An 18221-nucleotide genomic window follows, 5' to 3' on the forward strand; every position below is an offset into this window, starting at 1 on the left:
GGAGAACCCCCATGTGCCTGGCGGTACCCGGGAAAGTGATGGACATCGAGCTTCGTGACGGCACGCGTATGGCCACCGTCGACTTCGGCGGCGTCGTGAAGGAGGTGTGCCTGGAATACCTGCCGGACCTCCAGGTCGGCGAGTACGCGATCGTGCACGTCGGGTTCGCCCTCCAGCGCCTGGACGAGCAGTCGGCGAGGCAGACGCTCGACCTCTTCGCGACTCTCGGGATGCTCCAGGAGGAGTTCGCAGACCCGTGGGAACTGGCCGCGGAGGCGGGCGGAGCCCCGTGGCCCGATGGCAGTGGAGCACCGCAGGAGGTCCAGAAGTGAAGTACATCGACGAATTCCAGAACCCCGACCTGGCCCGGCGCCTGCTCGACGACATCCATTCCACGGTGACCAGACCATGGGCCCTGATGGAGGTGTGCGGGGGACAGACGCACACCATCATCCGGCACGGCATCGACCAGCTCCTCCCCGAACCGGTGGAGTTGATCCACGGGCCGGGCTGCCCCGTGTGTGTCACTCCGCTGGAGGTCATCGACAAGGCGATGGAGATCGCCTCCCGCCCCGAGGTGATCTTCTGCTCGTTCGGGGACATGCTCCGCGTCCCCGGCACCGGCCGCGACCTGTTCCAGGTCCGCGCTGAGGGAGGCGACGTACGGGTGGTGTACTCCCCGCTCGACGCATTGCGGATCGCCAGGGAGAACCCGGATCGCGAGGTGGTGTTCTTCGGCATCGGCTTCGAAACCACCGCGCCGCCCAACGCCATGACGGTCCACCAGGCCCGCCGCCTGAGGATCCGGAACTTCAGCCTGCTGGTGTCCCACGTGCGGGTGCCTCCGGCGATCGAGGCGATCATGCGGTCCCCGGATTGCCGGGTCCAGGCCTTCCTCGCCGCGGGACACGTCTGCAGCGTCATGGGCATCGGCGAGTATCCCGCACTGGCCGACCGGTACCGGGTCCCCATCGTGGTCACCGGATTCGAGCCGCTGGACATCCTGGAAGGCGTACGCCGGACCGTACGGCAGCTGGAGCGCGGCGAGCACACGGTCCAGAACGCCTACTCGCGTGCGGTCCGGCCCGAAGGGAACCCCTCCGCCCTGGCCATGCTGGAGGACGTGTTCGAGGTCACCGACCGGGCCTGGCGCGGCATCGGAGTGATCCCCGACAGCGGCTGGCGGCTGTCCCCCCGCTACCGGGACTACGACGCCGAATACCGCTTCTCGGTGACCGGCATCCACACCCAGGAGCCGGCCGAGTGCCGTAGTGGCGAGGTGCTGCAAGGCCTGCTGAAGCCGAACGAGTGCGAGGCGTTCGGTACCACCTGCACTCCCCGTAGCCCGCTCGGGGCCACGATGGTCTCCAGCGAGGGGGCGTGTGCCGCGTACTACCTCTACCGGCGCCTCGACACCACCACCGCACCCCTGGAGGGGAGCCCCGTTGCCTGACATCACCGAGCTCCGTGCGCCGGACCTCACCGCCTGGACCTGTCCGGCCCCGCTGCGCGACCATCCCCGGGTGGTCATGGGCCACGGCGGCGGTGGTGCACTCTCCGCCGAACTGGTCCAGCACATCTTCGCGCCTGCCTTCGGCGGAGAGGTCCTGGCTCAGCTGGGCGACTCCGCCGCCGTGTCCCTCGGCGGAGCCCGACTGGCATTCTCCACCGACTCCTTCGTCGTGCGGCCGCTGTTCTTTCCCGGCGGGAGCATCGGTGACCTCGCCGTCAACGGCACCGTCAACGACCTGGCCATGAGCGGCGCCCGGGCCGCATACCTGTCCTGCGGATTCATCCTGGAGGAGGGTGCCGAGGTCGCCGTGGTGGGACGCGTGGCCGAGGCCATGGGTGCGGCCGCCCGAGCAGCTGGGGTGGAGGTCGCGACCGGCGACACCAAGGTCGTGGAAGCCGGCCACGGGGACGGCATCTACATCAACACCTCCGGGATCGGTCTCATCCCGGCAGGGGTCGATCTGAGGCCGCAGCGCGTCGTCCCCGGTGATGTGGTGATCGTCAGTGGGGACATCGGCGTCCACGGCGTGGCGATCATGAGTGTGCGCGAGGGTCTGGAGTTCGGCGTCGAGATCGAGAGCGACTGCGCGGCTCTCGGCGGACTCGTCGAGGCCATGCTGGCGGTCACCCCGGACCTGCACGTCCTGCGGGATCCCACCCGGGGAGGCCTGGCCGCCGCGCTCAACGAGATCGCGGCCGCTTCCGGCACCGGTGTGGTCATCCAGGAACGCAGCGTTCCCGTCCCGCCGACCGTGGCCAATGCCTGCGCCATCCTGGGCCTGGATCCGCTGTACGTGGCAAACGAGGGCAAGCTGGTCGCGTTCGTCCCCCGCGAGCACGCGGACGCGGTCCTGGACGCGATGCGCGCCCACCCCCTGGGCGCGGCGGCGACGGTGATCGGTGAGGCCGTGGAGGCCCACCCCGGCATGGTGGTGGCCCGCACGGGCCTCGGGGGCACGCGTGTTGTCGACCTGCCGATCGGGGAGCAGCTGCCCCGGATCTGCTGACCGCATGTGACCGGCGGCGCCGTGACCGCGCCGCCATGTGACCGCGCCGCCGCGGGGGCGCGGCGGCGCGAGCCGGGCTGTGTCAGCCCCTCTTGTGCTTGTCGGGCGGGTCCTGCGGGTCCACGCCCGTGAAGGCCGAGGCGTCCTTGCTGCCGCTGGGCCGTTGGGATCGACCCTTGCGGCCCCGGTCGTGCATGCCTTCCTCGTCCTTCGCCTTGGCGTGGTCCTCCCCCCGGTCGCTGAGGCTCTTCACCGTGTCACCCGGCACCGGCGCCTTCTCCTCTCGGGAGACCTTCCGGCCCGGGCCCTTCCCGGGGGCGTACTCGTCCGTATGGAACGAACGGTGCGCGCTCGGGTTGTCCTGCTGGTGCGTCTCGTCCACATCCGGTGCCCAGCCGTGCTGGTGCTTGCCCTGGTGCCTGCTTGGCCCCTCGCCCTGTGACGGCTGGGACGACTCCGGCTTCTTCGCCATGACCTGGCCTGCCTGTCCTGTGACGGTGATGGCGGGTGGGTACGCGCGCCATCCCATGAATAGCTTGATTCTCCCACTTATGCCGAAATTCGCCATATGGGCACGGCCTGCCGCCGGGGCAATCCGTCCTGGGCGCGCTGGCTGGGCCGTACATCAAGCGCTGCTCTCCGAAAGCGGGGCGGCGTCGGCGCTGGGGTGCCTGTAGGGCTCGATGACCAGTACTTCTTCAGCTGTAGTTGTCACGGGAGCCGGTCAGGGCCAGTTGAGGTGGTCGGTCGCGTAGACGGAGGGGTTCGCCACTACGGCTTCGGGTTGGCGTATCCCTCGTCGGCGGTGGCGTTGCCGCTGGTGTCAGGGCCTGGCAACGGCTGGTTCATCCTGAACGTGGGGCGGCGGTGGCGTTGCCGCTGGTGTCAGGGCCTGGCAACGGCTGGTTCATCCTGAACGTGGGGCGGCGGTGGCACTGATCCGAACGAGACGCCGGGTGCGGGCTCGGGTCATGTGGGTGCTCCTTGTGATGATGAGGCGACGGCACGTGTTGGTTCGAGGGTCGTTCGGGTGGGGGGATGTCGTGTCGCCGGTGTTGTTTCGAGTGATGGGGTTGGGTCATTTGTCCTGTGGCCTGTGTCGGCCTGTGCGCTGGGCTTCGCTCAGCCTGGCTTCCCGAGCGCCGAGCGCAGACCGCCGAAGGAATGGGCGTGTCGGTCCATGGCCCCGACTGCCTCGCCCGGCGGACTCCGCGGCATGCAGGCCCAGCCAGGGGTCGGCCGCCCCAGGGTCGGGGGAGACAACCACAGCAAACGTCTCGGTCAGTGTGAGGCCGGCAGCGGCGTGCGTAGTAGGCGTAGGTCAGTGCCAGCACCAGAGGGCCCCACAACATGCCTGGGGTGATGCAGACCTTCGCCAATACCTCCCACCCGACGCTGGAGAAGCCAACTCCGTCGAAGCCGGGGACGTGGAGCCAGTACAGCAGCGTGGGTGCCCAGAAGGCAGTCGCGCCCGGGCCGCCGAGCGCGGCGGGGACGATGGCTGCGAAGGGCGGAATGCGCCTTCCTCCGATGACCGGCAGCCAGGTGGGCGCCACCTCGCCCCACCCTCGTACCAGGCCGAAGGAGGGCAGCGCCAATGCCTCCGAGACGATGCTGAGTCCGAACACGTAGGGGACGGCCCACCACACCCACTCCGGTGCGTTCGGATCGATCATCTCCATGCTGAAATCGAAGGTCGACGGGGTAGATCTCCAGGGTGATCCCCCGCCCCTTGTTGTCCACGTGCCTCTTCAGCCAGCCCAGATATTTCAGCATGTTGTGGGCACGCAGAGTCCAGTAGGCGGTGTCCACGAGTTCTCGGGTTGGCGGCGCCGGGCCGCTGGACGCGACTGAACCAGCGGCGAATGGTGCCGTCCGTAACGGCCGCGCCCGCCTCACGCAATGCCGCCACGCCACGCCACCCTCGTGCGTTGCCAGGTATCTCAGGCGGCCGTTGAGACCCCGTGTCGTCGTGACGGGGGACTTGATACCCCCCTCCCGGAGGGACCGCCGAACCAGTTCCTCCAGGGAGCGGCGAGAGCCAGTCCGCCGTGTGCGTTCTGCGGCATGCCGTCAGCCCCGTAGAGCCCGAAGCGCTGCCATCCAGTGTCTGCCATCGGTCAGCTCCCTAGCTGAGGTACAGGGCCTTGTCGGTGTCGAAGACGTAGCCCTCCTGGGGCTTGTCCTTCATTTCGCTGAGCTTGCGTCCATGGGGGATGGTCTCTCGCCAGTCGTGGTTTCCAGTGACGTGGATCTCATCAGTGCCCATCATCTGCAAGCGCCACCTGGTCGACGCGGGCTACGCGACAGCCCGGGAAGTGGTCGCCGCCCGCCGGAATCACAAAGTCAGCCTGGTGGGCCCCATCCTCGCGTCCACCAGCTGGCAGACCAAGGACGGCGGTGGCTTCTCCCACGCTGACTTCGCTATCGACTGGGAGAACCAGCAGGTGACCTGTCCCAACGGCGCGACCAGCAGCCGTTGGACCGAAGACCGCTCCCAGGAGGGGACAGCCGTGGTCCGGGCACGGTTCCCGACGGCTGCCTGCCGTCCCTGCAAGGCCCGAGAGCAGTGCACCCGCTCCAACAGGCACGGGCCCAGGAAGACACCCAGGAGTGGAAGGAACAGTATGCGCACCGGGCCGGTGTCGAAGGCACGATCTCCCAAGGCGTTCGAGCCTTCGGCCTGCGGCGATGCCGCTATCACGGGGTCGCCAAGGCCCGACTGCAACACCAACTCACGGCCACGCGATGAACTTCCACCGCCTCAACGCCTGGTGGACCGACGCCCCACGGGCCCGGACGCGCGTTTCTGACCTGACAGCTCTCCGGCCCACCGCGCAGAACTCCTGCTCGTAGGCGTTCACCCCGGCGACGACGGTTCAGGCATAGCTGCTGAAAAGGGATTCAATGTATCCCTCCAGCCTTTGAGACAGGACACTGGCTGTCAGATCGACGCGGCCCAGTTCACGCCAGGGAACAGCGACCTTCTCCGCGTCCGGAGCAAAACCCAACGCGTCCAGCAGCCGCCAGTAGAGATGGGCGGTGCCGTCTTCGGCCAAAGTTCCTCCCGCAGCGACGTAGCGATCGGCGAAGCGCATGCCGGCGGGAATCCCGTGCAGCAGGGCGAGGGCCGTCGAGCAATGAGCCACGTCCAAGTCGGTCGGCCCCCAAGAGGTCTCCACCCAGTCGACGACACCACTGATCTGAAGATCATCGTCGGTGCCTGTGAAGAGGACGTTGCCAGGGTGGAAGTCCCGGTGCAGGAAGCAACCCTGATAGGCCGGGCGCTCCCGGCGGATGACGTCGACACCCCGCTGCGAGAGCTCAGGCCGCTCGGTGGCTGCGGGCAGAGTCACTCGCTCGGGAGAGGCCCAGGCCTGATAACTGCGAGGCCGTTGTTGCGCGGTCACCGGCAGCTGATGGATACGCACCAGCTGCCGGGCCAGCAGGTCAGCGCGGTCATCAGCACCCTGATCGCCCAGGCGCACGGTCCCCGGCAACAGGGACATCAGCAAGGAGGGGTGATCGCAGTACTGCGCCGTGGCGTCCACCGCCGCGAGCGTGGCCGCGGGCACGTCCGTGTCACCGAGCAGGCGCAAGATAGTCGCCTCACGGGTCAGCAGGCCCTCCGCATGGCGAACGAAGAAAGGCTTGACGAAGGACCGCAGGACCAGTGAGCGCCGACCACCCGGACCACAGAGGTCCAGGCGGCGCATCTCCGACGTCCAGCCGCCACGCAGCCGCACAACCTTTTCGATGCGCTCCGCCTCGGACAGCCCCTTCTCCACCCAGGAGCGCGTGGCGCCCCAGCCCCGACTGTCAAGATCCGCGCCGATGCCCTCGGCCCCCTCACCCGAACCCATGGCGGCAGACTATCCGCCCCCCAGCGAACGCATACCGTAAACCGAATTCGCCAACAGTGTCTTGCAACCGCCGGGGATGAGGCGCCTGCATGAGAGGTCGCTGGCCAGCTGACTGCTCGGTCAGGGCCTCTCGGTTGGTTCAGGCCGGGAAGCGGCTCCGACCCCCCGAAGCCGCCAGCCGTTCCCTGACCCCCGCACGACGAAGCCCCCCACAATTCGGCAGAGGGGGGCGGGGTTCACCTACGGGGCAATCGGGACGTGTTGGCCGGTCACAGCATCGATCGTGACATCGTTCTTGCCGCTACCCACGAGCCATACCGGCAGCCAGCGGCCGCCGACCTGCTGTGCAACAAGCAAGGTCGATTCAGATTTCAGACCAGTGACCTTCTCCGAAAGCTTCCTGGCTTCAGCTTCGCCGACTGTGACCGGAGGCAGCACGGGGTCCGCCGCGTTCTTGGCCATGAAACCGATGATTCGCCCCGTCGTAGTGATGGTGATGTCCAGGCGCATGGGCATCATGACGCCGCCGACGTAGCGGCGGTACGCCACGACGTACGCCTGCGTTGCGCCATCGCCGATCGGGCGGACCTTCTGCTGACTCGCAGAGATGCTCTTCTCCCAGGCCCAGCTCACCGCCGCCCGGGACAGAGCAGCCGCGAGGCCTGCAAGATCGTCGGGATCAACCGGCGGACCGGCAAGCGCTGGCGCAAGGGAACGGCTCCAACAAAAAAGAGACCCGGCCTGCCCGCACACGTCCCGAACAGCAGCCAGGCGGTAAGAGTGCGGGCAGGGGGCGGTGCAAAGCCAAACGCCGGTTCCCAGTAGGGCGGGGACCGGCCGTCAGTCCTTGGCGATGGCCATACCGAGGAAGATCCCCACCACCAGTGCGACACTTCCGGCGGCCATCACCGCCCACGTCCCCGTCTGCGTCGCGGTGAACGTCGACGTCATCCCCGCCTGCGCCGCCGCCTGCGTGGCCTGCGCCCCAGCCATGGACGCCTCCTGGACGGCCAGGCCCTTCTCCAACTGCTGAACCTTGCTCTCCAGCTCGGACTGCTCCATCGTGCGGCTCCTCTCTCATGGTGCGCCGGGCTGATTCCGGCATCACCGTCCATCGGTTCCCCACCGCAGCACCACGGTCCCAACGGTGCCTTCGGATGCACCCGTTTGCTGACTGGACCAAGGGGGGCGCCCTTCGGGCCGTGCGGCTGCGGAATCACGCGCTCCCTTCGAGCTGAGCGCGCCCGGCAGGAAGCCGCCGCGACGGACAAGCGGAAGGCGACCCTGGCAAGCCATCTGCGGTGGGTTTCGCCGAGAGGATCAGCACCCGGGTGCGGGTACGCCTCAAGTTCGAGGCCCCACTCGCCGCCGCCCGGGGAGATCAAGGCGCACGCCCTCACACTGCCGGGTGATTTTCACCGTGCATGAGATTGCAGCTCGGCCGCGACGCCGCCGAACTGACCGCGCTCGCCGACCACCTCGTAGCCCACGGCCTGTCCTGGAGATGCTCGCCGGGTCCCTGGCCGGGATCTACGACCCCGCCGGGCACGTGCGCCTGCGGTTCGCGTTCTTCGCCGCGATGGCGAAGCTGTCCTGATCTTTTGCGTATGCCTCACGCCGGGCAGGACTCCACAGACGAAGTACGCTGCCACGGAGCGTGATGAGCGGCGGGCACGAGGCCCCTCCGATGTGCGGGCGGAGGCCGGATTTATGCCGCCGTCCTGCCGAGAACTTCGCCCGCCATGGCCTTCGACTCCCTCTTGTCCGGCAACAAGCGCTTCGTAGCCGGGGCACCTGGCATCCCCATCAGGAGGCCGCCCGGCGTACGGAGCTCGCTCCTGGGCAGGACCCCTTTGCCGTCGTGCTGGGGTGCTCCGACTCGCGGCTGGCCGCCGAGATCATCTTCGACCAGGGGCTCGGGGATCTCTTTGTGGTCCGTACCGCCGGGCATGTTCTGGGCTCGGAGGTGCTGGGGAGCGTGGAGTACGCGACCAGCGTGCTCGGCGCCCGCCTGGTCGTCCTCCTCGGACACGACTCGTGCGGCGCCGTCGCGGCCGCCCGGGCGGCCGTGGAGGACGGCCTCTCCGTCGGCGGCTTCGTCCGTGACGTCGTCGAACGCGTCACCCCGAGCATCCTCGCCGCCCGCGCGGCCGGACTGACCTCCGCCAGCGACGTGGACGAGCACATCCGCCACACGGTCGACCTGCTCCTCGACCGTTCACGCCGGCTCTCGGAACAGGTCGAAGCAGGGGAAGTGGCCGTTGTAGGTCTCGGCTACCAGCTCGCCGAAGGCACCGCACGGCTCGTCACGTCACGCGGCGACATCACCGAAGAGGACGAAACAGGCTCATGACGCAGTACTTCGACTGCACCGAGCCGACGGTCCGGGATGCCGGCCCCGAAGAAGCCGTCGCGGGCGACAAGCGAGAGCGGCCGCGTCGGCAGCTGTGATGGGCGAGAGCGCTCCGGGGGCGGCCGGGCCGACCCGGTGTCTTGGCTTTACCTGGGGAGTAGGGCGCTTACGGTCTTGCCGCCGGCCGCCTGGCGGGTTACGGCGGTGGCGCGGGCGAGCCGGTCGACCATGGGCCAGCCGAAGCCTCCGGTGCCGCCGTTCACACTTCCTGACGCTCCGGGCCGACTCGCCCACCGAACCGGCCCGGGGCACGCTGGAAAGCGTGACCAACGCGCCAATCGTCGTGCACCGGCCCTCCCACTCGGGCGGCCGGAGAGTCACCGTGCACAGCCACGGCCAGGACAAGATCCTCGCACCGCCTACAGCGACCACGACCTGGTCGTGTTCCTCGAGGGCGCGGGCGTCGCCGAACCCGAGGCCATCTGGAGAGGCCGGACCTTCGAGGGCGTCGCCGTCCGCGTCGCCCAGCGCATCCTCGCGATGGCCGCCGCGATCTGGCACAACCACAAGACCCGCCAGCCGGTCACACGATCACTGATCGCCTACGACCACTGATCATTCGGAATGACTCGTCTAGAAGGCGGAGGAGCAGAAGGGGCGGACACCTGCGTGGTGTCGTCCGCGGGGGTGTGCGCCGCGCGGTCGGCGATCCTGCTGCGGCTCTCTGCCTGAGAGCGTCCCTGTGGGGTCTCGGCCCGGCACAGGGTGGGCGTGTTCAGCGTAGCGGCGATCGGCGCGGGTGTTGCCCCGGGTGTCTGGCGGCTGGTCATCGGTACTGCCTCCGGCGTGAGTTCGACATGGCGGGCGGGACAGTGACAGGACTCAGGTGCTTGCGTCTCGTCCTGGCGGGCACGGGCTCCTTCACCCCGTAGGGCCGCAAGCCGGCACCTGGACAGCAGCGCGAGCGTTGGGTGCAGGGCGTCGACGTGGGGGGGCACCGCCACCGACCACTGCGTCCGGGCGACCGCTACGCGGATCAGGGCGTTTGTTTAGCGGACCGCTTCGCGTTCTTGTTCCTGCTGGTGCCCGTACTGCTGCGCCCCGGCTTGGCGGACACGCTCTTTCCTGTGGCTCCCTTGCGGCCTGCGCCCGTGCGCGATGGTGCTGTCCGGGTCGGTGAGGTCGGCCATGTGAACTCGATCTCCAGCTCGATCTCCCCGTCGCCGATCTCGACCTCCATCTCGCTGCGGAGGTCGTCGGGGATCCGCAGGCTCAGTGTCCCGGGGCTGAGTTCCAGTTCGGCATTCCCGCCCTCTCTCAGCGCGGCTGCGAGCGCCGTGAGCTGGTCAGCCGCCTCGAGGCGTGACAGCGAGCGCTTCTGTTCGAACTTGAAGTCCTTCATGGGTGCCTCTCATCTGGAGACGGCCTTTGTCCTGGGCCGCAACCCGGGGCCATCCCCCTGCTTCATCGCTCCGACGGGCTGGGGGCGGTGTACAGCGCTCAGATCACGAAGCCGTTGATCGCGATCAGGACGATGGCCCAGAACGGTCGTCGGCTCCTTCATGTCGTACGGTCCCGCGCGTTCGCCGGTCGGGCTACCTCCAATCTCATCCAGTGGAGTGCGCGGCGCACCCCGGGTGCCTGACCGGCCGCTCTCGATGACTTGGTCGCAGGCCAGAAAGCGGGTCCGCGCCTACGCATCCGTCGGCCGCTCCGAGCCCGCCTGAAAGGCGAGCACTCACCCCTCGCCGCCCGCTTTCTCCCGACCGCGAGTAGCAACCTCCAGCCGTCAGCCCAGGACGCTCCCTCCAGCCACCGTCACGCTCACCGGCTGCGGTCGCTTCGGTCGCGCGCCACGTGCTGGGAGAAGACGCTGGACAAGGGACCAACCCGAGGAAGAGGCACCCTATGGCTCAGACCGGCACAGACCCTAAGGCGCACACGCCGTTTCTTTCCCGCCCCGGCGTCCGCCGCCTCGCACCGTTCGCTCTGATCACCGCGATCGCTCTGGTCTTCATCTTCGAAAACCGCACGAGTGTCAAGATCCGCCTCCTCATCCCAGAGGTGACCATGCCGCTGTGGGGTGCCCTCCTGATCGCCTGGGGCCTCGGAATGCTCGCCTGCCTCTTCACTCTGCAGCGGCGCCCCAAACGACATAACCGGCACCCGAGGTAAACCCTCTGAGTGTCGCCGTCCAGCGCGGTCGCATCCGGCAGTTGCACGGCCCCGGCCACGACCTCCGGAAACGCCGGCCCCGATTCAGTGCCGCGCCTGGAGTGCAGCACCACCCGGCCCCGCGTCGACGGGAGACGACCGCCCGGAACCCGTCCCACTTGGAGTCGCCCGCCCAGCCCGGCCGCAGATCAGGGCTGGGTACGGGAGCGCTCAGCATCGGCTCCGGCAGCGTCCACGTCACAACGGATGCCTTCCACCAGGCGCTGCCCTACCTCCGACGACGGGCCCTCGGTCAGCTGACTTGCGGTGTTCTCGATCCACAGCAGCGTCCACTCGACTCCGGCCTGCCACCCGGGCTCCGCGCTGTCTTACCGGTCTTCGGCGTCGGCGCGGCGGCACTGCCGGCGGTTCATCGTCGTGTGCGGAGGATGACGCGGCAGCCTTGGGCTGGGTAGATCTCCGAGCCCGATCGGTGTCCGAGGCGCTCGTCTCGGGGCGAGGCCGGTTCGAGGTCGCCTCGGCGGGCGAGGGCGTGCATGAGCTCTCGGACTTGGGCGTGGGCAAGCTGGGCGGCGGCGCAGGCGTGCGGTCCGGTCCCGAAGGGCATCCAGGTGCCGCGGGCAGGAGAGCCTTCCAGGAACCGTTCGGGACGGAACGTCTCGGGGTCAGGGTAGAGGTCAGGGCGTCGGTGCAGATCCCAGAAGCTCAGCACGACCCATGTGCCGGCCGGTACCCGGTAACCTCCGATGTCGCAGGGCTGGCGGAGGAACCAAGGATGGAACAGCCGCAGAGCCTCGTTGATGACGGCGTCCGTGTATGGCGCCGGATCGCCGTCCTGGGCGGCCTCGGCGGCTACCCGGGCCCACGCGTGCGGGTGTCGCAGGGCACGCTCCACGGTCCAGGCCGCGGCAAGGCTGGAGGTCTGACCCCCGATGAGATAAATCGTGACCTGGTCGATCACGACGTCCTGCGTCATGATTTCCGCCTTCGCCGCCAGCATCTGTGCCAGCGCGTCGTCGCCTGGTGTACCGGCACGATGCCGACGGTCGATCTCCTCACGAATGAGCCCGCTCAGTTTCCGCCGTGTCCAGCGCGCCGGCGGATAAGGGAGGGGGCAGCCCACGCCGTGAGCCGCAGCCACTGGGTGAGCCGCCGCTCTACGCAGGCGCCGGACAGCGGTGCTCCACCGACGCAGTTCACCGGGGTCGTCGATGCTGAGGCATGAGGCGATGTTGGCCAGCAGGACGAGGGACAGGAGAGGGCCGACGCAACCAAGTTGATCTTCGTCGTCGACTTCACCAGCCTGGACATGATCGATCTGGTCGGCCGGCAGCAAACGGTCGACGTCCTCCGATATGCACAGGCATGCATGGACAAGGGAGACCTGCCCCAAGCAATGGCGGGATCGTCGATCGCGTTCACAGAGCTAGTCGACCACTACACAGGTGCTAACCAGTTCAACTTCTACAGCCCTCCCTTCCGGTTCGGCAACAACTACCGGGACCGGGCATTCCGGATCGTCCGCGACCAGAGCTCGAAGAAGGCGGGGACTGTCAGCACTGCTGGCGCTGGTCGGAGACATATCGAAACAGGTGGCAGCCCTGACCACGACCACAAGGTCGATGCAGAGAGCCCTGCAGATGACGGCACTCGGGGTCGACTACCGGCGCTTTGCCCAGTTTCAAATCGGCCGCCCAGCCACCGAGGCGCTGCTACGGGCGCATTCGCACGAGTGGATAGCCAGCCGCGAGGGCGGCGACCGTGGTGACGACGACGGCCATCACGCCCACCGCATCCCGAGCGCGGACAGCTGCTCCATCCGCTCCGGCGTCAGCGTCGCCGCCCTGCTCCGCTGATTCCCGATCCAGGCCCCCAGCTTGTGCTCCCGCTCCTCCTGGTCCTCGCCGACGATCCGCTCGACGTGCTTCCTCGGGACCTGGAGGTGCCCCTCACGCTCGGAGAACTGCTTGGCGGCCTCGTAGTTCATCGCCCACTTGTCGGCCTGCGTACGGTGCGACGGCGGCTTCTCGTCCTCGATCGCGGGCTCGATCCCGAGGACCTGCTCGCACACCCACTGCTGCACCCGACTACCGGCCGCCTGGCGCACGTCCAGGCAGCGCAGCCGGACACTGAGCTGCCCCGGATCCCGTGTCGTAAGGTCCGACGTCGCGGCCGCCCACCGTCCGCAACGGATCTCACCGAACCCGGCAGGTGCCGCCGGTACGGCCGAAAGATCTGAACCAATACCGGGAATCAGGCCGCGACGAGCTCCTGCTCGCGGTCCGGCATCTTGACCTTGGGCTTCTTGTTCGGCAGCGAGAGCCGGAAGACCTTGCGCCACGCGGAGAACACCTGCTTGGGCAGCGGCCCGGTGACGTACTCCAGCTCGTACTTTTCGAACAGCGCGCGCACCTTCACCGCGACCTCGGCGTACCGGTTGCTCGGCAGGTCCGGGAACAGGTGGTGCTCGATCTGGTGCGACAGGTTGCCGGTCATGAAGTGCATGGCCCTGCTGCCGCTGATGTTCGCCGAGCCCATCATCTGGCGCAGGTACCACTGGCCGCGCGTCTCGCCCTTGATCGACCGGCGCTCGAAGACCTGCACGCCCTCGGGGAAGTGCCCGCACATGATCACCGAGTGGGACCAGATGTTGCGGACCAGGTTCGCGGTGAACGTGGCGGCGAGCGTGGTGAGGAACGACGGGCCCGACAGCAGCGGGTGGATCACGTAGTCCTTGAGCACCTGCTTGCGGATCTTGCGGCCCACGGCCTTGGCCTGCGCGCGGAACTCCGGGTGCGTGCGGCGGCGCTTGTGCAGGTTCTTGCCGAGCTCCAGGTCGTACGCTGCGATGCCGTACTCGAAGAAGCAGGCGTTGATGAAGTTCCACAGTGGCTGGCCGAGGTGGAACGGGTGCCACTTCTGGTCCTCGTCGACGCGCATGATGCCGTAGCCGAGGTCGTTGTCCTTGCCGATCACGTTGGTGTACGTGTGGTGCAGCTCGTTGTGCGAGTGCTTCCACTGCTCGGACGGCGAGACGTGATCCCACTCCCAGGTGGTGGAGTGGATCTTCGGGTCTCGCATCCAGTCCCACTGGCCGTGCAGGACGTTGTGGCCGATCTCCATGTTGTCCATGATCTTCGCCACGGACAGACCGGCGGTGCCGAGCAGCCACGCGGGCGGGAAGATCGAGAACAGCAGCACGCCCCTGCTGACCAGCTCGAGCTTGCGCTGCGCCGAGATGACCTTACGGATGTAGGCGGCGTCTTTCTCGCCGCGGCTGGCGATCACCTCGTCGCGGATCGCGTCCAGCTCGCGGCCAAGCTCCTCGATCTGCTCCGCGGTCAGGTGGGCGGTGGGGTCGATGGCGGTCAAGCTGCTCCTACCGTTCGATGTCGCAGGGGCCCGCCGCGGCGGACACGCAGGTCTGGATGAGGACGCCCGGCTCGGCCTCGGTGATCTCGCCGGTGCGCAGGTCGCGGACGGCGCCCGCCTTGAGCGGCGTGATGCAGCCGAAGCAGATGCCCATGCGGCACCCGGAGGGCATGAGCACGCCGGCCTCCTCGCCGATGTCCAGCAACGGCGTGGCGCCGTCCGTGTCGACGGTCTTGCCGGTGGCGCTGAACGTGACCTCGCCGCCGGCGCCGGCGACGACGATGCTGGGGCGGAAGCGTTCGGTGTGCAGGCGCTCTTGTACGCCGTGGTCGGTCCAGTGCTCTTCGGCGGCGTCGAGCAGACCCGCGGGCCCGCAAGCCCAGGTCTCGCGCTCGGCCCAGTCGGGCACGAGTTCGTCGAGACGGGCGATGTCGAGCATGCCGTCTGTGTCGGTGTGCACCTCGGTGAGCCGCAGCTTCTTGTCCGCGACCAGGTCGTGCAGTTCGTTGCGGAAGATCACGTCTTGCGGCTGTGGCGCGCAGTGGACCATGACGACGTCGTCGAACTCGATGTCGCGCAGCATGCCCATCACGGGCGTGATGCCGCTGCCGGCCGTCAGGTAGAGCACCTTGGCGGGCTTGGCCTGCGGCAGCACGAAGTCACCGGTCGGCTGGTCGAGCTGGATCAGCGTGCCCGGTTTCGCTCTGCGGACCAGGTGGTTGCTGACCTTGCCGTCCGGGATCGCCTTCACGGTGATCGTGACGCGGCCGTCCTGACGGTTTGTCGGCGAGGTGATGGAGTAGGCACGCCACAGGCGCACCCCGTCGACGTCGACCCCGATCCGCACGTACTGACCGGCTGTGTGGCCGCGCCAGCCCCGTCCCGGCCTGATCACGACGGTCGCGGCGTCACCCGTCTCGGGGTGCACGGCCTCGATGCGCCCCCGCAGGTCAGCGCCCGCACGCAGCGGGCTGACCAGGTCGAGGTAGTCCGACGGCAGCAGCGGCGTCGTGACCATCTCCAGCAGTTTCCACGCCCTGCTGCGGAGGGCTGCACTCGTCATGACTCCAGCTTGCTGCACCTCAAGGCGTAAAGTCCTGACCGCAGGACGTAAATCTGGTCGGCTGAATTGTTCGCAGGGAACAAAACGTGAGCCATGCAATCCGGAGGGCCAGCGAACTGGCCCTGGATGAGACGACGGTCACCGCACTTCGGGCCGCGCTGAAGACCACCGCCGACGAGGTCGTCCAGGCGATCATCGACGAGGTCCCTCCCTACGCCAACGCCCTTTCGGGCAGCATGGGCGGCACCATCCGCCGAGCCGTCCGCACCGCCCTGGGTCACTACCTGGACCTCGCGAGCGGGAACGCCACAGGCGGCGACGCCGGCGACGCAGCCTACGAGTTGGGCCGCGGCGAGGTGCGCGACGGCCGTTCGATGGACGCCCTGCTCAGCGCCTACCGCGTCGGCGCCCGCGTGGCCTGGCGATGCCTGGCCGCGGGTGCCGTAGCCGCAGGTCTGCCCGCCGCCGAGGTCGCCAAGTTTGCCGAGCTGACCTTCGCCTACATCGACGAGCTCTCCGCCGCGAGCGCCGCGGGCCACGCCGACGAACTGGCCGCCCGGGGCAGGGCCCACGAGCGCCACCTGGAACACCTGGCCCGCGACCTCCTCGCCGGCGCGAGCCCGGACGTGCTGCTGGCCTCTGTTCAACGGGCCGGGTGGCAGCCTCCGGTTTCGCTGACCGCGGTCCTGCTGCCCGCCGCCCAGGCCCGGCCTGCCTACCGCGCGCTCGACCCGAGCACCCTCGTCCTCGACGATCTGCCGGACGCCAACGGTGTGCTGCTCGTCCCCGATGCGGACCGATCACATCTCTTGCGGCAGCTAACCGACCGCACCGCCGTGGTCGGCCCGGCCCGGCCATGGACTCGTGCGTCCGCCTCGTACGCACGGGCCGTACGCGCGCGCTCCCTCTCCTCTGATATTCGCGACACCGAGGACCACCTGCCCGAGCTGGTGCTGAGCGCCGACATGGACGCGTTCGCAGACCTGCGTACCCGAGCCCTCGCACCGTTGCGGACCTTGCCTGTCGCGACCGCACGGCGGCTGGAGGAGACGTTGCGGGCGTGGCTGCTGCACCAGGGCAGGCGGGACGAGGTGGCGGCGGCGTTGTTCGTCCATCCCCAGACAGTCCGGTACCGGATGTCGCAGCTGCGCGAGCTGTTTCCGGATCTCGCATCGCCACACCGGGTCCTTGAACTGACGCTGGCGGTCGGTCTTCGGGTCAGCTGACGAGTACTGCCGCATTCTCAGTGCCATCAGCTGGCTCATGCGGCCCGCCAGGCCGGAGGCCACGGCTACTTCGCGCACCGCTGGTGTGGACAGGTGTCGGGAGGGCAGGCTGAGACGAGGCCGGGTATACCGCGTGAAGGGAACCGTTGATGATTCAGAGTGCGGATATCCGTGAGTGGCGGACCCATGACGTCGTCGACGTCGGTGGCCACAAGATCGGCGTGCTGGAGGCCGTCTATGTGGACACCAGCAGCGACGAGCCGGCCATGGCCACCGTCCAGGTTGGGCTGCCCACCCGCCGCCAGCTGGTCTTCGTCCCGCTGGCCGGCGCGATCGTGGGGCCGGACTACGTCAAGGTCGACTACGACAAGTCGCTGGTGAAGAAGTCCCCGGCGATCGGCACGGACGACGTCCTGCCAGCCGAGGACGAAGCGGCGGTCTTCGCGCACTACGGCCTGCCCTACCAGCCCGGCGCGAACGGTGAGCGGCAACTCGCCCGCCGCTGACCGGCCCGCCGAGGAGGTGTCTGCCCCATGATTCTGTTCCTGATTCTCGTCATCGCGGCGATCGTGCTGGGCATTATCGGCGTCGTCGCCGAAGGGCTGTTCTACCTGTTGGTCATCGGCATCGTGGTGTTCGCCGCCGCCCTCGTCTATCTCGGGATGCACCTGCGGCGCTCCGGCCGGCGCAGCCGCACGCTTCGTTGACCGACTGCGCCTGGCGTCTTGGCGCTACGGGCCAGCAGGGCGCTCACGGTGTTGCCGCCGGCCGCCTGGCGGGTTACGGCGGTGGTTCGGGCGAGGCGGTTGACCATGGGCCAGCCGAAGCCTCCGGTGCCGCCGTTCGGGTCGGGGGTGCGCATGCGCGGCACCTGGGGCTGTCCGGGTGGCGGTCAGATCCAGGGTGCAGGTGCCGCCGCCGTGGCGCAGGGCGTTGGTGACGAGTTCGGAGACGACCAGGACCACCGTGTCGGCGGTCTCGGGTGCGAGCGCCGGCTGGAGACCTTCGAGGAACTCCCGGGCGCTGTCGCGTGCGCCGGTTATGGATGTCGCCGAGCGGAGGGGTGCGACTTTGACGCTCGTCGTATCCATCAGGGGGCACCCCGGTCTCTGGATCGTCGACGTCCGGTCCTGTCTGCCCGGAGCTTGTGCCCCGGCTGCGGCCCGTTAACCCGGGTCATCCCGGCACCCATCACTGTTCGAGAGTGATTACCTCCCTGCCGAGCACGCGAAAATCTGTGTCGGCCAGAGTAGACATTGAGCAGTGGTGTGGTTATGTTTCTCTCGTAACCCAGAAGGACCGCAGGGCCCGGCAGAGACGAACTGCCGGGCAGTAGTACCCGCAGTTGTAGGACGGTGCGGTGGTGGAGTTTCGAAGCCAGGGTGGTTGCAGGACGGCGACGGGACTGACGACCGGACCGGGCGGCCCGCAGTGATCAGGGGCCGCCACCGTAGTGGCAGTACCCAGCAGTGAAGTCAGTGAGCGGTACCTCGGTGAAGGCGTCGGCTGCGGACGCGCGCACCGGGAGGTTCGGCAGTGGGGTTCTAAGCCAGAGCAGACGCCTGGCGGGCGACGGGGCTGGCTGCCGAAGAGTGGCGCTGTCACAGGCCACTGAGCAGTTCGCAACACCCGCAGTTCCAGCAGTACGAG

Annotated in this window: 17 protein-coding genes and 6 pseudogenes; 10 read left to right on the forward strand and 13 right to left on the reverse strand. The window is 68.3% G+C overall.

Annotation, left to right across the window (positions count from 1 at the left end):
- Nucleotides 1-11 precede the first annotated feature (11 nt).
- Genes IE136_RS26820 through hypE form a run of 3 tightly spaced genes read left to right on the forward strand, consistent with a single transcriptional unit; the run spans nucleotide 12 to nucleotide 2519 of the window.
- Nucleotides 12-332, forward strand: coding sequence for a HypC/HybG/HupF family hydrogenase formation chaperone (locus tag IE136_RS26820; RefSeq protein WP_158983643.1), 321 nt, complete (start codon nucleotides 12-14; stop codon nucleotides 330-332).
- A complete protein-coding gene (gene hypD / locus IE136_RS26825) occupies nucleotides 329-1453 on the forward strand; it encodes a hydrogenase formation protein HypD (RefSeq protein WP_189601630.1) in 1125 nt (374 codons plus the stop codon). Before IE136_RS26820 ends, hypD begins: the two co-directional genes overlap by 4 nt.
- Nucleotides 1446-2519 (forward strand): hydrogenase expression/formation protein HypE, encoded by a 1074-nt coding sequence (hypE, locus tag IE136_RS26830; protein ID WP_308432473.1) that lies wholly within the window; start codon nucleotides 1446-1448, stop codon nucleotides 2517-2519. The genes hypD and hypE overlap by 8 nt, the downstream gene beginning before the upstream one ends.
- 82 nt (nucleotides 2520-2601) lie before the next feature.
- On the opposite strand, the gene IE136_RS26835 is transcribed toward hypE, so the two are convergent.
- Nucleotides 2602-2991, reverse strand: coding sequence for a hypothetical protein (locus tag IE136_RS26835; RefSeq protein WP_189601650.1), 390 nt, complete (start codon nucleotides 2989-2991; stop codon nucleotides 2602-2604).
- Between the two features lie 1656 nt (nucleotides 2992-4647).
- Nucleotides 4648-4791 carry a hypothetical protein gene (locus IE136_RS26840; RefSeq protein ID WP_189601631.1) on the reverse strand — a complete coding sequence of 48 codons (144 nt, stop codon included), beginning with the start codon at nucleotides 4789-4791 and terminating at the stop codon, nucleotides 4648-4650.
- Here IE136_RS26840 and IE136_RS36835 point away from each other — a divergent pair.
- Nucleotides 4736-5271 (forward strand): annotated as a pseudogene (locus IE136_RS36835) (transposase). The gene IE136_RS26840 and the pseudogene IE136_RS36835 sit on opposite strands and share 56 nt — an antisense overlap.
- Before the next feature lie 127 nt (nucleotides 5272-5398).
- Here the strand turns inward: IE136_RS36835 and IE136_RS26850 are convergent.
- The 3 genes from IE136_RS26850 to IE136_RS26860 form a co-directional block, all read right to left on the reverse strand.
- On the reverse strand, nucleotides 5399-6382 hold the full coding sequence (locus tag IE136_RS26850; RefSeq protein ID WP_189601633.1) for a phosphotransferase family protein: 984 nt from the start codon (nucleotides 6380-6382) through the stop codon (nucleotides 5399-5401).
- A 240-nt stretch (nucleotides 6383-6622) separates the two neighbouring features.
- Nucleotides 6623-7135 carry a hypothetical protein gene (locus IE136_RS26855; RefSeq protein WP_189601634.1) on the reverse strand — a complete coding sequence of 171 codons (513 nt, stop codon included), beginning with the start codon at nucleotides 7133-7135 and terminating at the stop codon, nucleotides 6623-6625.
- Nucleotides 7136-7222: 87 nt separating this feature from the next.
- Nucleotides 7223-7444: a hypothetical protein gene (locus IE136_RS26860; RefSeq protein ID WP_158983628.1), complete on the reverse strand. Its 222-nt coding sequence runs from the start codon at nucleotides 7442-7444 to the stop codon at nucleotides 7223-7225.
- A gap of 680 nt (nucleotides 7445-8124) precedes the next feature.
- Here IE136_RS26860 and IE136_RS26865 point away from each other — a divergent pair.
- A pseudogene (locus tag IE136_RS26865) lies at nucleotides 8125-8735 on the forward strand (carbonic anhydrase).
- 146 nt (nucleotides 8736-8881) lie between these two features.
- Here the strand turns inward: IE136_RS26865 and IE136_RS36020 are convergent.
- Nucleotides 8882-8998 (reverse strand): annotated as a pseudogene (locus tag IE136_RS36020) (ATP-binding protein); the annotation flags it as partial.
- Nucleotides 8999-9224: 226 nt separating this feature from the next.
- Here IE136_RS36020 and IE136_RS26870 point away from each other — a divergent pair.
- Nucleotides 9225-9350: pseudogene (locus IE136_RS26870) on the forward strand (IS982 family transposase); the annotation flags it as partial.
- Between the two features lie 421 nt (nucleotides 9351-9771).
- Here the strand turns inward: IE136_RS26870 and IE136_RS26875 are convergent.
- Nucleotides 9772-10137 carry an amphi-Trp domain-containing protein gene (locus IE136_RS26875; protein WP_158983622.1) on the reverse strand — a complete coding sequence of 122 codons (366 nt, stop codon included), beginning with the start codon at nucleotides 10135-10137 and terminating at the stop codon, nucleotides 9772-9774.
- Nucleotides 10138-10643: 506 nt separating this feature from the next.
- Here IE136_RS26875 and IE136_RS26880 point away from each other — a divergent pair.
- Nucleotides 10644-10910 (forward strand): LapA family protein, encoded by a 267-nt coding sequence (locus IE136_RS26880; RefSeq protein ID WP_189601635.1) that lies wholly within the window; start codon nucleotides 10644-10646, stop codon nucleotides 10908-10910.
- Between the two features lie 409 nt (nucleotides 10911-11319).
- Here the strand turns inward: IE136_RS26880 and IE136_RS26885 are convergent, their stop codons facing one another.
- From IE136_RS26885 to IE136_RS26900, 5 genes and pseudogenes are all read right to left on the reverse strand, one after another.
- Nucleotides 11320-12246, reverse strand: a complete 927-nt coding sequence (locus IE136_RS26885; protein WP_189601636.1) for a cytochrome P450 — start codon at nucleotides 12244-12246, stop codon at nucleotides 11320-11322.
- A gap of 444 nt (nucleotides 12247-12690) precedes the next feature.
- The gene (locus IE136_RS26890; RefSeq protein WP_444545723.1) at nucleotides 12691-12993 is read right to left on the reverse strand and encodes a helicase associated domain-containing protein; all 303 of its coding nucleotides are present in this window, start codon (nucleotides 12991-12993) and stop codon (nucleotides 12691-12693) included.
- 24 nt (nucleotides 12994-13017) lie between these two features.
- Nucleotides 13018-13251 (reverse strand): annotated as a pseudogene (locus tag IE136_RS36840) (DUF6207 family protein); the annotation flags it as partial.
- Nucleotides 13164-14282: a fatty acid desaturase family protein gene (locus IE136_RS26895; protein WP_158983615.1), complete on the reverse strand. Its 1119-nt coding sequence runs from the start codon at nucleotides 14280-14282 to the stop codon at nucleotides 13164-13166. The pseudogene IE136_RS36840 and the gene IE136_RS26895, both read right to left, overlap by 88 nt.
- 7 nt (nucleotides 14283-14289) lie before the next feature.
- Nucleotides 14290-15345 carry a ferredoxin reductase gene (locus IE136_RS26900; protein ID WP_158983612.1) on the reverse strand — a complete coding sequence of 352 codons (1056 nt, stop codon included), beginning with the start codon at nucleotides 15343-15345 and terminating at the stop codon, nucleotides 14290-14292.
- A gap of 86 nt (nucleotides 15346-15431) precedes the next feature.
- Between IE136_RS26900 and IE136_RS26905 the strand changes: the two genes are divergently transcribed.
- The 3 genes from IE136_RS26905 (at nucleotide 15432) to IE136_RS26915 (ending at nucleotide 17278) form a co-directional block, all read left to right on the forward strand.
- Nucleotides 15432-16571 (forward strand): PucR family transcriptional regulator, encoded by a 1140-nt coding sequence (locus tag IE136_RS26905; protein WP_158983609.1) that lies wholly within the window; start codon nucleotides 15432-15434, stop codon nucleotides 16569-16571.
- Nucleotides 16572-16720: 149 nt separating this feature from the next.
- Entirely contained in the window at nucleotides 16721-17077 is a 357-nt protein-coding gene (locus IE136_RS26910; RefSeq protein ID WP_158983607.1) for a PRC-barrel domain-containing protein, read from the forward strand.
- Nucleotides 17078-17104: 27 nt separating this feature from the next.
- The gene (locus IE136_RS26915) at nucleotides 17105-17278 is read left to right on the forward strand and encodes a hypothetical protein (protein WP_189601637.1); all 174 of its coding nucleotides are present in this window, start codon (nucleotides 17105-17107) and stop codon (nucleotides 17276-17278) included.
- A 26-nt stretch (nucleotides 17279-17304) separates the two neighbouring features.
- Here IE136_RS26915 and IE136_RS36025 read toward each other — a convergent pair.
- A pseudogene (locus tag IE136_RS36025) lies at nucleotides 17305-17662 on the reverse strand (ATP-binding protein); the annotation flags it as partial.
- Nucleotides 17663-18221: the final 559 nt, after the last annotated feature.

Origin of the sequence: Streptomyces lateritius (assembly GCF_014649715.1) — a bacterium.
In the GTDB taxonomy this organism is placed as follows: domain Bacteria; phylum Actinomycetota; class Actinomycetes; order Streptomycetales; family Streptomycetaceae; genus Streptomyces; species Streptomyces lateritius.